Genomic DNA, 15,984 nt, shown 5'->3' on the forward strand with positions numbered 1-15,984 from the left:
GGCAAACATGGACTTCGATGTTGTCATTATTGGATCGGGCGCGGGCGGCGCGCCCATCGCCCACACCTTGGTCAACGCGGGCAAGTCGGTCCTGGTACTGGACAAAGGCCCGTTGCTGCGCACACAAAGCGACAACCTGGACGGGATTAGCGATTTCAAAAGGGACGAGCTGTTGGCCAACGGACCCGAGAAAATCCTCAACCTGCCAGGAGTGGCCAACAACGGCCAGTCGTATTTCCCCAGTCACGTGGAACCCGATCTCAACGACGAGCCCCATATATATAAAGATAAGCAAGGACAGGAACGCGCCACGATTGAAGGCTACACGGCCAACGTCGTCGGCGGCGGTACCCAGCTCTACGGCGCGGTCAGCGTGCGTTTCTCACGGGAAGATTTCGCGCTGGGCTCCTTGAACGCGGGTCGCACGGACCTAGCCAACGACCCCAACGGCGACGTTCCCCGTGAGGCGCGCGACTGGCCGTTGGACTACGACCAAATGGAACCCTACTACGCCAAAGCGGAACGCCTGGTGGGCATTAACGGCACGGCGCAAGGTCAGATTAAACCCTTCACCTCGGGCAACAACACCTACCAAACCCCACTGGAACCCAACCCGATCAGCCAAATCGTGGCGGACGGCATGGACACGCTGGGCATGGCGCGCTACCGCACCCCGCTGGCGGTGATTACCGAAGACCACGCCCCCAGCGGTCGCACCGCCGGCAATCCCAAAACGGGTTACGTCAACCGCTACGGCGACCCGATGGGTTACAAATCCAACACCTGGGTTTCCCTGCTGCGACCCATCAAAGACAACCCCAACTTCGAATTGCGCCCCAACTGCCACGTCACCCACCTGCAAGCCCAGGGCGACCGCGTCACCGAGGTTCACTATCTGGATCCGACCGGCGCGACCAAGGTGGTTTCCGGCAAGGTCGTGGTGGTGGCCTGCTCGGCGATTGAGTCGGTGCGTTTGCTGCACATCTCGGCCGCGCGCGACGCCGACTTCGAGAACCGCATCAACGGCAACAACCTGCTGGGCGCCTACTTTTTGACCCACTGCTTCGGCGGCGCCGAGGTGCGCCTGCGCCGACGCTTCGACAAAAGCATCTCGCTGGACAGCGATTGGGCCACCGACCACTGCGCCAACCCGGACTGGTTCCGCGGCCAAGGCCTGTGGGCGGGCGGCGTGATGTACAACAACACCTCGGACCAAGCACTGCCGCTGGCCTTGGCCCGCCACGACGGCAGCGCCGACTTGGACACGACCTGGAACGGCTGGGTCGGCCGCGTTTTCTCGCGGGCCAACAGCATGCCGGGCGATCAGTTTTACGACATCGCCGACTTCTTCAACCAAGAACTGGGCACGCGCCTGTCGGTGAGTTTCATGGCCAACCAGGTGCCGGTGCGCGCCAACCGCATCCTGCTCCACCCCTCGATCCGCGACAAGTGGGGCCTGCCGGTGGCCCTGATCGATAAATCCTGGCACAGCCACGATTTGGCGGTGATGGCGACCTTGGAAGCCCAGTGCCGCGCGATTCTGGAACAGGGCGCCACCCAAAACGGCGGCTTTGACAACGGCAATCTGGAGAGCGGTTTTGTCAGCGGCAACGCCCGCATCGCCAACCACATCCTTGGCGGCGCACGGTTCGGCACCGATCCCACCGATTCGGTGCTCGACCCCGACTGCCGCGCCTGGAACTTCGAGAATCTGTACGTTGCCGACGGCTGTTTCATGCCCACCTCGGGCGGCGGCAACCCCACCTTAACCATCCAGGCCAACGCCTTTCGGGTCGCCGACCGGCTGCTGGCTTCCGGGAGGATTTAAGCCATGGACGCACGTTTCAACGAGATTTTCACCCACCCCGAAAACGCGTTTTTTAAGGTGGTTTTCCCACCGGATCGCGTCTACCATGCGCAATACATGAACGCGACCCGCGCCGACGACTACCGCTACGACGTGGAAGAAGTGCGCGACAAAAACGACATCGTGGTCTACAAAGGCAAAGTCTTTTTCCAAGGCCTGCCGCTGTGCAACTTCCTGCGCTTGGAATACGGCGCGCGCCGCCTCGGTGAAACCGCGCGCGAGGCGAACCGCTTCCTGCGCGAGCAGGTCATCGCCGACGTCTCGCTCATCACGGCCGACGGCGACACCGGCCCGGCCCGCGTCCGCCTGCACTACTGCGATTGGGTGCGCGCCTACCAGGTGGAAATTTGGGAAACCCTGGAGCCGCCGGCGGGCCGCAACCACCATTACAAGGTGCTCGACATGATGGGCGCGCGCGGCTCGATCACGCGCTTGCGACCCTTCACCGAGGTACTCAAGAACGTCAAAGCCGTCAAACAGGTGCGCATCAGTTTCCGCGAGGGCGACACGGACGAACCCTTCGGCTACGCCATTAACGAGGCCAACGCGGCGCGCGACAACAACTACAACCGCAACCACCAGGTACCCAACACGCAAACACCCAGTTCGAACCAAAACACGGTGGAGAAACAGGACTACCTGATCGACTTTCAACGGGGCTGGTTCCTGGACGCGGAAAACACGGCGCCGGTACGCTACCTGAACGCGATGATGAACGACGGCGACCCCGAACGCCACGCGCAAAACATCACCGACATGCGCTGGCTGTTGCAGGGCGAGTTGGGCGGCACGCTCGTCTTCTTCCATGAGGTAACCGTGCCCCCGGCCACCACCGTCGACGGCAACCGCCTCGGTTCGGTTGAAGGCACGCACCGCCACATCGGCAGCGAGGAACTCTATTACATCGTGTCGGGCGAAGGCACCGCCTACATGGGCGAAGGCGACGATCCGGCCACGGACGCCTTCCCCACGGTGACCCGCACCATCTTCGGCATCGGTCCCCGCGCCTGTAAAGAACTGCCGGTGCGGCAAGGCCACGTGATTTACACCAAAAGCGGCGGCATTCACGGCATCCGCAACGACGGCGACCAACCGCTTAAGTTCGTCGCATTTTTGTACCACACCCGTTAAAGGCGAGGACTTATGCATCAAATCAACCACGGCGACAGTGTTTTTATTTTGGAAAACGGCGAAAGCCCCGACTACAACCACGGCAACTCCCTCGTTCGTTTGATGAGCCACATGGAAGCCACCCGCCTGGCGGCCGAACGCGAGCATTACCTGCACGAAAGTTTGCAGTACCTGTTCCCGTTTAGGCAGTTAGAACTCTACGGACCCGCCGGGGGCCGCAGCGCCGCGCAAAACATCAACCCGGAGAACCAAGACAACAAGGAAGATTTCCAGAAACAAAACATCCGCGCCTTCACCCTAAGTGACACGGCGCTCACGCGCGGCTGGGCCAACGCGGGCGCCTGGACGGGGCCCTTCCTGCAAATCTCCTACTGGGGCGGTCCCGATTCGACCTTGGCCAAGGCAAGCGCGGCCGAGGATTTTGACATGACGGACCACCTGCTGCTGTGGCTGAAGGTGGCCGACAACGCGGTCGGCGAACTTTTGAAGGTTCCCTACGATCCCGAGACAGACCGCTACCAACTGGAAATTTGGGGTTATCCCGGCAACGATTTGATCAACCACCTGGACGAACGGGGTCGGCTCGGCATGGAAACGGGTCGGCTGATCACCGCGCCCAACCTGATCAAAGGCAGCGCCGGCGACTTCGCCCGCGAGGGGCTGAACGACCTGAACATGTTTGGCGTGGCGCCGGAAAACAGCATGCACCCGCTGCATCCGCTGCACATCGAGGCGGCGTGGGCGCACCCGTCCGGCGCGGTGTGGGACTCAAAAGACGGCGACAACTACCATTTCGAATTCAACATGATGGTGCGCGGCTGGGATCAGTTCCTCAAGGTCGGCATGAGCCCCAATCCCCACGGCGGGGTCGGTTTCCTGGAATACCGCAACCTGCTCTCCAATTATTTCGAGTTCAAGAACTCGGGCGAGCTGGGCCGCGAGATCCCCGACTGGAGCTTCGACGCCAACGGCAACAAGGGCCTGACCGCGACGGAGAAGTTCATGGCGGTGGATTACATGGACCTGCACATCATGAAACCGCAATGCGGCATCGGCCTACACCGCCACCGCGACAACCAGGAAATTTTCCTGATGATGAAAGGGCGCGGCTTGATGGTGGTCGGCGATTGGGCGCACATGGACAACCGCGAGCGTTGCTTTGAGATGCGTACCTTGCGCGAGGGCCACTTCGCCATGCTCAAGGGCGGCAACATGCACGGCTTGATGAACCCCACCGACGAAGACGCGGCCCTGTTTATGTTCGGCGGTTACGATTGATCCTGAAGCGGGGCCGTCCCAAACGGGCGGCCCTGAGCGGGTTAAAGGTATGTCGCAGCAGCCGCTTTGATGCGGTCCCGATCCGCGTGCTTTTGGAACCAAGATTGTTCGAAACACGCGTTCATGATGGTATCCAGATGGGCGTAGCCGTCGTAGGTTAGCTGTTCTTTTAACAGGTACACCAGCAGGTCAGCCCATTCGGGATTAGCCGTCGCAGCTTCATCGGCCAGAATGCTGCACAGCAGGGAAAAGGCGTTGTGTTCATCCCAGCCTTGGCAAAGGCCGCCCTCGTCGTCCTCGAAGGAAACCGGCTCGCCGTAGAGATCCTCCGCCACTTCCTCGAAGGTGAGCGAATGGTCGATGATGTGGCGGATCAGTTGCGCCCACTCGGGACAAGATACGAAGTTGGGGTTTCGGAGGTAATGAACGCATACCCACTGAGCGGCGTCGGAATAGTCGGAGACCCGATCACCTACGGTCAATTCAGTGATTGCCTGTTGGTACACGACAGCCGCATCCATCGGTTTACAGGGTGCCACCTCTTGCAGGAGCAGCGCATCCAATTCAGCCTTGGTCGCCGCATCCGTGGTCAGCCCGGCCTGCTTCAGTTCGCGCAACATGGCCTGCACGCCTTGGAAAAGGTCGCGGGGTACCGGGTCGTAGGGGTATTCGTCCATGCGGGCCTTATGCAGCTTGGCCAGGGCCATGCCGAACTGGATATGACTGCCCTCGGCGTAGGTTCGCTGAGTGTAACGGCGCTGTCCTTCCTCACGCCAACGCACCGAGACATTGGGTGCCTTGGTGTTGGCAAGCAAGCGCTTGAGCAGCGCAACTTTATGGTCGCTGTCGCCCGCTTCATTGATCAGCGCAAACATCAAAGCCGGGCCGGAAAGCTGATAGGCACCGTATATGGTGGAAACTTGATCGGGATCGGCCCCTCTTTCCAGAAGGTAACGCAAGGCCGCCGCCTCACCGGTGCAAGCGAGCCAAGCAAGCGCATGAAGGCCCTGGTCGCTGAAAACCATAAAATCCGATGCACCGAGTTCTTCGTCAGCCTGTGCCGCGCTGCGTCCTCGACCAATGTCACATACCACCGCAATGAGTTCTGCAAAGGTTTTCATGCCGTCCTACCTCTTCTGTTCGTTGGTGTTTGTTGGTGTTCCTCGGGACTCAAGGGACCATCTGAGTACCACCCTACCCAAGTACGCGCAAAACAGGGCGGAAACCGCGGAGCAAATCGAAACCGACACCCATTGTTAGGCCGCGGTAAAAAAACGGATCAATTGCTTACCTTTAAAAAAACATGTCCCCATTCAAAGGGCTAATGCACGTTTCCTTGACGAGCAGCTCACAAATTCACCGCGTTACTATTCTTTTGCCCTTTGGAGAGATCATGTTCAATCGAAAAATGTTGCTATGTTGCGTATCCCTTCTGTTTTTTGCGGCCCAGTCCTTCTTGGTTGCCCAACAAAACCCCTCGTCGGGGAACTCGGCCCTGGTTACCTGGGACTTAAGCCACTTAAACCTTGAAGGCTATTACAAGCACGCGCTGCTCAACGGCGGTCCCGGCGTCGACCCGCCGCCAAACAGCCATTTCACCGAACTCGGCCTCACCTATGAAACGGTGGATCCCGACGAATGCACCTCCCACCTGCACAGCTACGCAAATCTGTTCATCGGTTCGCCTATCGACCGCAACGGTATGTTGTTTTACCCCGACGGCGCCAACCGTTTCGCGATGATGGTTGTGGGCGGCGCGGCCGCGGAAGAATACGAGAATGACGATTGTAGTCAACCTCTTACCGGCTCTTGGATCGGCGGCGGCGGCCGTTTCTCCGACTTCCTAAAAGACAATTGGAACGACATGGGCCAGACCGGTCGGCATCACTTCCACAAGTTCATGAGCGGCGGTGGCGCCTACAGCGGTTTCTGCGCGGGCTCCTCGCTGATGGAGACCGCCGCACTGAACATTACCAACTACAACGAGGTCGGCTTGATTAACGCGAACGACTGGCTCTTCAACCGAACCGGTGACCAATTGGTCCCCTATGTTGGAAACCTGACCGCTTTTCAAGGTGTCAGAAGTCTCGGCGGCGGCACCTTATTCGAAAATCCCAACCCGCCCCAGGGCGCGGAAGTCATCTATTACGCCTCCGGCAACGCCCTCCCCGAATCTGACGATGTGCCGGCCACCCCCCATTTGCCCGATTTTCAATACGTCCCCTTGGTGTGGAGTTGGGATAACCCAAACCGTGCTGATTGGGGCCGCATGGTCGTCTCCGGTGCCCACCCCGAGCTCGGTTCAACCAGCGAGGCCTTTGCCTTAACCGCGGCCATGTACAGCTACGCCCTCGAAGGCAGTGGCAGAATCCACATCAAAGAGAATTCCCTCAATAACGGCGCCACCCGTTCCATGAACCAAGACACCGGCGGCGATCCGCAACAAACCAAAATCGGCGACAAGCAAATCCACCACTTCACCCTCGACCCCATCGGCTCCGGTAACCGCTACCTTTTGGTCGAACTCGAAGGCGCGTTGGCCGACCAAAACGAGGAAGTCTACGATTTCCGACTGTACCTCAACCGCGACCGCCCCGCCTTCCCGAGCGACCACCTGTACATGGGCGGTGGTTCCCTCTCCAACAAAACGATTTACCTGGAGAACCTCCCGGATTTAGCCAACGGCACCTGGTACGTGGGCGTCGAACTCTTCACGACCGTGGAACTCGAAACCAATACTTGGGGCGAGCAACGTTACGTCGGCCGCACCGAGGTTTTGAACGGCATCGCCTATGACCTCACCGCCACCTGGAGCAACGGGCCGATTCACGTTTGCGACGAGCTCGTCGAAAACGTCACCATCGCAAGCAGCGTCGCCCAAAACACCAACACAACCATCAGCTGGACAACCGAATGCATCGACAACAGCGACACGGTCAAAGTTGAATTGCTGACCTCGGGCGGTGCACTGATCCGTACCCTAACCACGAGCGTCCCCGCCAACAGCGGCACCTTCGACTGGTTTGCCAACCAAAGCACGGGCAGCTACCGCATCCGCGTCACCGCCAACCACGACCCCAACCTGTTCGCCCTGAGCAACAGCTTCACGGTGGTGGAAACACCAGCCGATCCCTTCATCCGCGTCAGCAGCAAAGGCAGCTTGGCCAATGGCACCCTTTACATTGACGACTGCAAACCTGGCAGCACCTGTACGCGGGTGATCTACCTAACCAACACCGGCGACGATTACCGCATGGTCGGTGCCACGGTTCGCGACAACCCGGGTCATCAAAGTTACACTTTTCTACTGAGTAGCCCGGATCAGGTCATCCCGTTTGTGCCACCGTTTCCCGCACAAATGTTCATGGGCCTGGACGGCCGGCGTACGGCCAAGCTCATCGTTTCCTTCCCTTACAACTACAACGGTCTTCCTTCCATACACACCTTGGAACTGCAAGGCCACAACGCCGAACTTGAATACGAAACCATCAACCTCTGCGTCAACTGCCGCTGATTCAAAGCGCGAACATAATTTTTTATAGCCGGTGTCACCACCGGCTTTTTTTATGTCCGGGCCATCATGTCGGTCCGCGATAGGATGGACACACCGCCACCGGGAGGCGGAAATCATGCCTTTGTTGCTCTTGAGTCCACGCGCTGTTGAGGACGGCACCCGTTTGGCCGACGCCGCGGCGGAACTTGGCTGGGCCAGCCGGCGGCTCACCTCGTGGCGTATCCCAACCGAAATGGAAACACCTGAATCGGTGGCCATTTACGGCGAGCCGCTGTTCGCCCGCATCGTCGCCAACCAACTCGGCAAAAAGCTGCTGGAGCCGACCCACGACTGGCTCACCAAAGTGCCCCACGCCTTTCGCCGGCGAACCATCGCGATGCACCCTTTCGGCCAATGCGCCGTGCTGCACTACCCCTGTTTCATCAAACCACCGGACGACAAACTTTTCCCGGCCAAGGTTTATGCCTCTGCGAGTGATCTGCCCCACCGACCCGACCTCGCCCCCGACCAACCGGTGCTGGTCAGCGAACCGGTACGTTTCACCAAGGAATTCCGCTGCCACCTGCTGCACGGTCGCGTCGTCAGTTTTTCTCGCTACAGCCGCAACGGAGACCTTCTAATCTCAGCCGACGACCCCGACCAAACCGAGGCCCATCGTTTTTGCCAAGACTTGGCCGACAGCATGCCGCGGCTGATCCCACCCGCCGTGGTCGTCGACGTGGGTTTGCTCGAAAGCGCTCACTGGGCGGTGGTCGAAGCCAATCCCTGCTTCGGGGCAGGCATCTACGCGGGCGATCCGGCCGCGATCCTGCCCGTCCTGCTGGAAGCCTGCCGCCCCGCCGCCGAAACCACCTTCGCCCACTTCACCTTCCCCGTCGAACTGGAATAACCGACAATCTCGGTTCCAGCATAAGCCGCGCTGGGAACCTGCCCACGCGATTCACAGCCACGCGGCCAGGTGATGCGCCATCTTCTGATAACAGGCCTCGGCCGCTTGGACCATCACCCAGTGCCCACTTGAAAAGGTTTCAACCGCAAGCCCCGCCCCCTGTTCCTCCAGAAAAGCAGCGGTCTCCCGAGATCGTTGGTTCGCACCCGAAAAAAACACGCGTTTGGTTGCCAGGGCCAGATACTGCTCACCCAGGGTCCAACCGGCACGGTTGTGGGCCAAAATTGATGCCGCCGCGCCACCCAAGGCGCGCGGATCAGCCTGGCGAATGCTTGTTGCATAACGGGTCAGCGCCGGCGCACAGGCTGGATCCTGTTTGATCCATTCCGGGAAACAACCAGCGATCAAATCCGAGTCACGCCATTCGGGCAAGCGGTCGTCCCTAAAGGCCGCATCGCAACGCAGCGAAATAAAACGATCCGCCAAGGTCAGCGAACCGTCAATATTGACAAACCCGAGAATGGGGATCTCCGAAACGGAACAGGCCAGTGTCCCTAAATCGCCCCCCATCGAGTGGCCCACCAGAAAAACCGATTCGCAGGCCAGTTCTTTTAACAACGCGGTGAGGTAAACCCACATGGCGTCCAGCGAACAATCACCGCGGTGCGGCAGGGCGCTTTTGCCAAAACCGGGTAAGTCCGGGACCAAGATATTAAATGATTGGGTTAAGGCCGCGCACGAAAAGGCCTCCTCGAAACACAACCCGGATTCCCCCAAACCATGGAGAAACAGTAAGGTGGGCCGCCCGGATCGCCAGCGATTGTGTCGGTAATGAATCACGGCATGGGGCGTGGTGTGACGACCGTGGAGGATAACCGTTTGATGTTGCTCCAGAATCAGCGCCAAATCCTCGCTGCCCTGCAGGCGTGATTGACGAACCCCGATGGCATAGGCCTTTTTCAAATCATCCAAACCGCCGCGAACATGGCGTTTCACTTTTTGGCGGACGGGCTGCGCGCCCAACACCCCATTAAGATAAACCCCCTGCAAGCAAGGCCGCGACGGACCGCGATCTTGTTTAAAACAAGGGTGACGGCTCGTTTGCGGCCAAGCGAAAGGCGGTAAAAGGTTCCCGTGTGGATCGTAGAAAGAGAGGGTTTTGGGACGGATACCGGTACAGTTGACCACCGCGGCGGCATCGGCCGTGGCCCGCTCAAATTCAGCGCGCATCGCGTCTTCGCCAAGGTCCGGCAGCGGCAGGCACCGGGTCCCCGGTAAGCGACCCGCCGCGGCGGCTTGCATCAAAACCGCGTGGGGCCGTTCCAAGGCATTGTGGCTGTTGTAAATAATCGGGTTGTCTGGACCGTCGCCTCCGAAAATGGATTCATAAATCGGCCCCGCGTACTGCATTTGATCCGCAAGCGCCAAAACGGCTTGTTGGTCCGCCGCACGAATGGCGATCCGTTTCGACGCGGGGTGACCGCGGTACCAGAGACAGAGCTTGGGAAGCGTCGAAAGGTCCCGCTTTTGGAGAAGATCCAGCAAATCGTCGACCTCGGCCCAATACAGATCACCCGGCACCACCACCGCTTCTGCCAAAAGGGGTTCGAGATAAAACCAGGTGAGCAGGGCGGCCGCCGCATGATTGGTTCCGACCAAATGCACCTCGGGCTCCGGCACCGCCGCGCGGCGGGATTGGAGGCGCTGCATGCCTGCTTGGCTCATGGCGTCCATCGATTGGAACAGGCGCGGATCCCCCGCCAAGCCATTCAAAAGCGATGGTGTATGGGGCACCGCGCCCAAGCCAAGATAAAGCTGGTCACTTTCGAACCAGAACGGCCGTGTCTGTCCCTCCCGATGATCCAAACCAAACACCCGATAGGGCCGCAACCCCCGATCCTGAACCGCCACCACCTCGCATCCCTCCAGATGCTGAAAATACGGCAGTGATGCGCTTAAGTCGCGAACCATCAGCCGGCCCAAGGCTTCCAACAAGTGACCGGCGGCGGAAAGCCGGGGCGCGCGCGCTTCGTTTTCTGAAAACAAGCGACCGGTTGCATCCTCGCGAAGCGCTTTTTGTAGATCCAAATCTAACTCACAAAGATAGTCACGGCAGGGTGTGTTTCCAAAGATGTGATACCGGGCGAGTTCGCCCCCAAAACCACGGCCGCGATCAATCACCCTTAAGCGCATGCCCGAATCCACCAAAGCACGGAAGGGCTCCCCCGAAAAAGACAGAAACCCGCCGGACGCGGCACCAATACTGGTTAAGTCCACTGATTCGAGCTGGGTCACCTCGGGGCGACGCCACCAATTGAGCACATCGGGTTCTTCCACCATGTCCATCGCAACGCCTCTTTTGACCAGTTGCATACCCGCCACCGCGAAAACCCATCTCGCGCCATAAGCGATGCCGGAAGCAGATCTTGGGGCAAACACATGATTCAATCAATCTATGGGTTAACTGATCGAACGATCATAACACGCTATAAAACAAAACAACCGCTTCTCACAGTAAGATAACCGCGCCAAAGCAGCCATCAAGATGATGAAAAGAATGAAGACCACGACCCGCACCTGACCTCCGCCAACCGAAAATCCAGCGCAACACCTTTTACCGAAATTAAGCGATTCTTGGCGGCGCCCTCGCCCAAGTATCGGCGCGTCCTGCGCCGATACTTGGGCTGCAACATGTCGTGAAAATGCGCGACGCACTTTACCAGGACGCGCCGTGCGCGACCCTGGTGCACTTTTTCCGACACGTTTCGCTCCAACATTTTGTGCGATCGCATCCACCCGAATCGCACACTTGAGGTGTTCATCGGGTTACTTGGCTTCTTAGGTTTTTGCCAAAATCCCGCGCTTCAGCGCCTCATGGGTTTGATTCACCATCATTCTTTGGTATTTTGGGTTAATTTCCCAGCATCCTGCAACAAAACGGCTCGCTCTGGAAACCAGCGGACGACCAGGCCGAGCATTGTGGTGAACCATGACGCAAGAACCCGTTTATGTCACGGCCAAGGTCCCGTTAAGTTCATTGGACAAAACCCTGATCCAAAAAGCCGCCGGCCATTACCCCGCTCGAACCGGTTTTGACCGTTTGGAAGTAACCCGCCAACTGGGCGGCGGCCGCTCCGGCGCGGTCGTGTACGAAGCGCTTTGGCACGGTCGCAACGGCGCCCGAAAACCTTTTGTTCTAAAACTCGATCACTGCAGCCGTTTACAGAATGAACTTCAATTTTCCCGCACCTACACCCTGGAAGCACCGATCTTTGTGCCCGTGGTCGCCCAATCGTTCGAGACACCCGCCGACGCGGATCGGGGGTGCATTATTTACGCCCATGTCAATGCCCATCACCCCGGCGATTTAACCGACCTGGAAACCCTGTGCCACGCATGTTTCGCAGCACCGGATCCCGACGCCGAACCCGTCCTGCGCCTGGTGAGGTTGGTGCTGCAAAGCTTGGAACTGCAACTGCGCGGAAGCGGCAATGCCCATCAGCCGGGAAACCACCAGGAACTTTTTCACTATTATTTGACCCGTTGGTTTCCTACCGCGGTTATTCAGGTCAATCGCTTTTTGTGGGACGAAACCCAGCCGGGACCGCCACGCTTTTTTTTGGATCCCCCACCCACCAACATCACCGCGTTGCAGGACCGCGGCGAACTCGATCCCACCACGGTGGGCACCACCCTTCAGTTCTTTGCCGACGAGCTGTTCCTGGCCGGCGACGATGTTTGGGTCAACCTGCGCGGCCAAGGCGCGTTCCAATTGCAAGGGGTTTCCGGCGCGCACGTCCGCGCCATTTTAAAGGAGCGCCGCCCCCAGGTGTTTCAGGTATGCGGCACCATCAAAGAAACCCGCCTGTCCTTTTACCAGCGGCGGCTGCAACAACTGGGTTTGGACGCCGAAGCGGCAACGGTCCAATGGGGCGATGTCCGCTTCACCAACCCCGTGGGCCGTCTCGAAACACGCCGGCGGCAATGGCTCGACGATCCACGACCGCCCTATTTTGCCCCGAGCCATCGCGACCTGCACGGCGGCAACGTCTTGTGCGTGGACCAACGGGCTTTTGTCATTGATCACGGCCTGTTCAGTGAACGTCAGCCCGTTTGGGCCGATGCGGCGCGGCTGGTGGGCACACTGTGGCGCAATGCCCTATCCCCTCACCTGACGCCCGAACAGGCAGCCCAGGCCCTGGATGCTGCTTGCCGCGGCGCGACCAAACCCCTTGATCCCAAGACCCAAACAATCGCGGCTTTTCTCAAGGCCTTGTTTCAGCTTTGTTTGGAGGCAACCCAAATCCCGCGCGCAAACGATGAACGCGACTTCTGGCTGAATCTCCATTATTTCGCCTGGATAACCCTCAAATGGGACCCGCCCGACGCGGCGAATCCCGCCATGCTGTTGCTGGTGGCGGCTACCGGCGAACGCGTGGATCAGGCACGCGCCGATTTGGCACGGCACCAAGGTTTGATCGAAACCATCGGGCGCCCCGGTCCCATCACAACCCTACCCGAACAAGCCGTGAAGGTGGTTGCCCAAACAGACCACCATTTGTCCCAGTTAAATGCCGCCGGCGATGATGCCCGCGCGGCCTTATGGGAGCTGATGGCCGACCAGTGGGAACAGGGCATGGCGCGCTTGCAAGAGGACAGCGCGGCACGTGGTGGGTGGGTTGAACGGTTGTTGCAGAAAGCGGTCACCAACGAATGGAAGGCGACGGATACCACCACGGCATCCAAAATCCGCGGCGACCACGCCCGCTTCGATCAAGGCGACCGCGTGGTGTTGGCCGATACCCTGTTCATCGCTTTCATGCGGGGTCACCAGGACGTTTTTCCCTTAATCCTGGATCTCGGCGGCGACGGCGAACCTCAAGTCGAAGCAGAGGTCTGCCTGCTTCTGGTGTGGATGTTGTCGATACCGGAAACCTGGGAATACTTAGAGGAAGCCGGCCCCATCAAAAACAGAGTGCGCCGCCTGCTTTCAAGCCCGGAATTGAAGGAATGGGTGAGTTATGCCCACCTGGTCAACCAGGAGAATCCACAGCCACGTCCTGTAATTCCTGCTGCAACGCTAATGGTCAAACAAGCCCAAACCCCAATCATGACTTGGCTGAAACCCTTCAACCGTTCAGGCCCTGTCCTTGTCGACGCCCAGGGCAAACAACATGAAAAGTTCCGAGACCAATTGGCTGATAGTATTTCATTAATCCCCATTGAAAAATCATTAATACTTCATCTGTTAATGAATACAGGTAGCAAAACATCTAATCAACTATCTCTAATCTTAAGCAAGGAACAAAAAGCCTTTCGTTTTTATTCCAAATCCCGGCTCTGGCTTCATTTTCGCAGAGACACTCTCAGAACATTCTTCTCAGAAATACTAAGTTTCGAAAGAAAAACCTGGCTAGGATCAAGAAAAAGTTATTTTCAAAAATCTTTAGCTGAACTCGTGTCCGAGGAACAAGTAGCCAACTTGATTAAAGCTCGCGAAGCTGTGGAAGCCTTCCACGAAAAGAAAAAGAAGCGAGAATTCAAAAAGGCTGTGAACCTAGCACTTTCGGCAGACGACGCCTTTTCGAAAGTGGACGCCTGGCAAAAGCTACATGCACAGGACCTGTACCTATGGCAGAGCTGTCTACAATTCTTGGCCGATCAAAATAATGACACCACGGAAAAGATTCGATTAAACCATCAAGCCTGCGAACTTTGTCGCAGAGTCATCACTCAAGAACCAAATAATCACATAATGATGACTCATTGGGCCAACCACTTAAGCAATCTAGCGCAGCTCGCAGCTACACCCACCGAGACGCGATCCCTCCGTGAACTAGCACTAGAAAAATATACCGCCGCCCTTCAACTCAAACCTGATGATGATCTCGCCCTTATTAGTTCCGGTTTCGAGTTAAGCGAACTTGCCGCCCTCGCTGCTACACACGACGAGGCACGATCCCTCCGTGAACAAGCTCTCGAACAATTTACCGCTGCCCTTCAACTCAAACCCGATTTACATCAGGCCCGTATCACTTTTGGTCTGGAGTTAAGCAAACTTGCCGCCCTTGCAACTACACCTGACGAGACGCGATCCCTCCGTGAACAAGCAATCCAACAATATACCGCTGCACTTCAACTCAAACCTGATGATCATCTCGCCCTTATCAGTACCGGTTTCGAGTTAAGCGAACTTGCCGCCCTTGCAACTACACCCAACGAGGCACGATCCCTCCGTGAACAAGCTCTCGAACAATATGCCGCCGCCCTTCAACTCAAACCCGATTTACATCAGGTCCGTATCACTTCTGGTCTGGAGTTAAGCAAACTTGCCGCCCTTGCAACGACACCCGACGAGACGCGATCCCTCCGTGAACAAGCAATCCAACAATTTACCGCCGCCCTTCAACTCAAACCTGATGATCATCACGCCCTTTTCAGTTTCGGTTTCCATTTGAGCAAACTTGCCGCCCTCGCAGATACACCCAACGAGGCACGATCCCTCCGTGAACGAGCTCTCGAACAATATGCCGCTGCCCTTCAACTCAAACCCGATTTACATCAGGTCCGTATCAGCTCCGGTCTGGAGTTAAACGAACTTGCCGCCCTCGCAGATACACCCACCGAAACGCGATCCCGCCGTGAACAAGCACTCGAACAATTTACCGCTGCACTTCAACTCAAACCTGATGATCATCGTGCCCTTTTAGGCTCTGGTTTAGAGTTAAGCGAACTTGCCGCCCTCGCTCCTACACCCGACGTGGCACGATCCCACCGTGAACAAGCAATCGAACAATTTACCGCTGCCCTTCAACTCAAGCCTGATTTCCATGAGGTCCGTTTCACTTCTGGTCTGGAGTTAAGCAAACTTGCCGCCCTTGCAACGACACCCGACGAGACGCGATCCCTCCGTGAACAAGCACTCGAACAATTTACCGCCGCCCTTCAACTCAAACCTGATGATCATCGTTCCCATTTAGGCTCTGGTTTAGAGTTAAGCGAACTTGCCGCCCTCGCTCCTACACCCGACGAGGCACGATCCCGCCGTGAACAAGCAATCGAACAATTCACCGCTGCCCTTCAACTCAAACCTGATTTCCATGAGGTCCGTTTCACTTCTGGTCTGGAGTTAAGCAAACTTGCCGCCCTTGCAACGACACCCGACGAGACGCGATCCCTCCGTGAACAAGCAATCGAACAATTTACCGCCGCCCTTCAACTCAAACCTGATTTCCATGAGGTCCGTTTCACTTCTGGTCTGGAGTTAAGCAAACTTGCCGCCCTTGCAACGACACCCGACGAGAC

7 protein-coding genes and 1 pseudogene are annotated in these 15,984 nt (G+C 57.9%); 6 read left to right on the forward strand and 2 right to left on the reverse strand.

Features of this window, described 5'->3' with window-relative positions; genetic code table 11:
• Positions 1-7 precede the first annotated feature (7 nt).
• Genes J3U88_RS32175 through J3U88_RS32185 form a run of 3 tightly spaced genes read left to right on the forward strand, consistent with a single transcriptional unit; the run spans position 8 to position 4,276 of the window.
• Positions 8-1,828 (forward strand): GMC oxidoreductase, encoded by a 1,821-nt coding sequence (locus J3U88_RS32175; RefSeq protein WP_207863142.1) that lies wholly within the window; start codon positions 8-10, stop codon positions 1,826-1,828.
• A gap of 3 nt (positions 1,829-1,831) precedes the next feature.
• Positions 1,832-2,998: a cupin domain-containing protein gene (locus J3U88_RS32180; RefSeq protein WP_207863144.1), complete on the forward strand. Its 1,167-nt coding sequence runs from the start codon at positions 1,832-1,834 to the stop codon at positions 2,996-2,998.
• A 12-nt stretch (positions 2,999-3,010) separates the two neighbouring features.
• The gene (locus J3U88_RS32185) at positions 3,011-4,276 is read left to right on the forward strand and encodes a cupin domain-containing protein (RefSeq protein WP_207863146.1); all 1,266 of its coding nucleotides are present in this window, start codon (positions 3,011-3,013) and stop codon (positions 4,274-4,276) included.
• Between the two features lie 41 nt (positions 4,277-4,317).
• Here the strand turns inward: J3U88_RS32185 and J3U88_RS32190 are convergent, their stop codons facing one another.
• A complete protein-coding gene (locus tag J3U88_RS32190) occupies positions 4,318-5,397 on the reverse strand; it encodes a hypothetical protein (protein ID WP_207863147.1) in 1,080 nt (359 codons plus the stop codon).
• Between the two features lie 272 nt (positions 5,398-5,669).
• Here J3U88_RS32190 and J3U88_RS32195 point away from each other — a divergent pair, with 272 nt between their 5' ends.
• Positions 5,670-7,790 (forward strand): hypothetical protein, encoded by a 2,121-nt coding sequence (locus J3U88_RS32195; protein ID WP_207863149.1) that lies wholly within the window; start codon positions 5,670-5,672, stop codon positions 7,788-7,790.
• A gap of 115 nt (positions 7,791-7,905) precedes the next feature.
• On the forward strand, positions 7,906-8,679 hold the full coding sequence (locus J3U88_RS32200) for an ATP-grasp domain-containing protein (RefSeq protein ID WP_207863150.1): 774 nt from the start codon (positions 7,906-7,908) through the stop codon (positions 8,677-8,679).
• Between the two features lie 51 nt (positions 8,680-8,730).
• Here J3U88_RS32200 and J3U88_RS32205 read toward each other — a convergent pair whose 3' ends face one another.
• Positions 8,731-11,052, reverse strand: coding sequence for an alpha/beta hydrolase (locus J3U88_RS32205; RefSeq protein WP_207863152.1), 2,322 nt, complete (start codon positions 11,050-11,052; stop codon positions 8,731-8,733).
• A gap of 616 nt (positions 11,053-11,668) precedes the next feature.
• On the opposite strand from J3U88_RS32205, the pseudogene J3U88_RS32210 reads away from it, so the two are divergent.
• Positions 11,669-15,984, forward strand: a pseudogene (locus J3U88_RS32210) (hypothetical protein); the annotation flags it as partial.

Source organism: Acanthopleuribacter pedis, assembly GCF_017377855.1.
Lineage (GTDB): Bacteria > Acidobacteriota > Holophagae > Acanthopleuribacterales > Acanthopleuribacteraceae > Acanthopleuribacter > Acanthopleuribacter pedis.

Bases quoted from the DNA above. Each gene is read 5' to 3' on its own strand.
- J3U88_RS32175 (WP_207863142.1), top strand. From the start codon at position 8: ATGGACTTCGATGTTGTCATTATTGGATCGGGCGCGGGCGGCGCGCCC.
- J3U88_RS32180 (WP_207863144.1), top strand. From the start codon at position 1,832: ATGGACGCACGTTTCAACGAGATTTTCACCCACCCCGAAAACGCGTTT.
- J3U88_RS32185 (WP_207863146.1), top strand. From the start codon at position 3,011: ATGCATCAAATCAACCACGGCGACAGTGTTTTTATTTTGGAAAACGGC.
- J3U88_RS32190 (WP_207863147.1), bottom strand. From the start codon at position 5,397: ATGAAAACCTTTGCAGAACTCATTGCGGTGGTATGTGACATTGGTCGA.
- J3U88_RS32195 (WP_207863149.1), top strand. From the start codon at position 5,670: ATGTTCAATCGAAAAATGTTGCTATGTTGCGTATCCCTTCTGTTTTTT.
- J3U88_RS32200 (WP_207863150.1), top strand. From the start codon at position 7,906: ATGCCTTTGTTGCTCTTGAGTCCACGCGCTGTTGAGGACGGCACCCGT.
- J3U88_RS32205 (WP_207863152.1), bottom strand. From the start codon at position 11,052: ATGCAACTGGTCAAAAGAGGCGTTGCGATGGACATGGTGGAAGAACCC.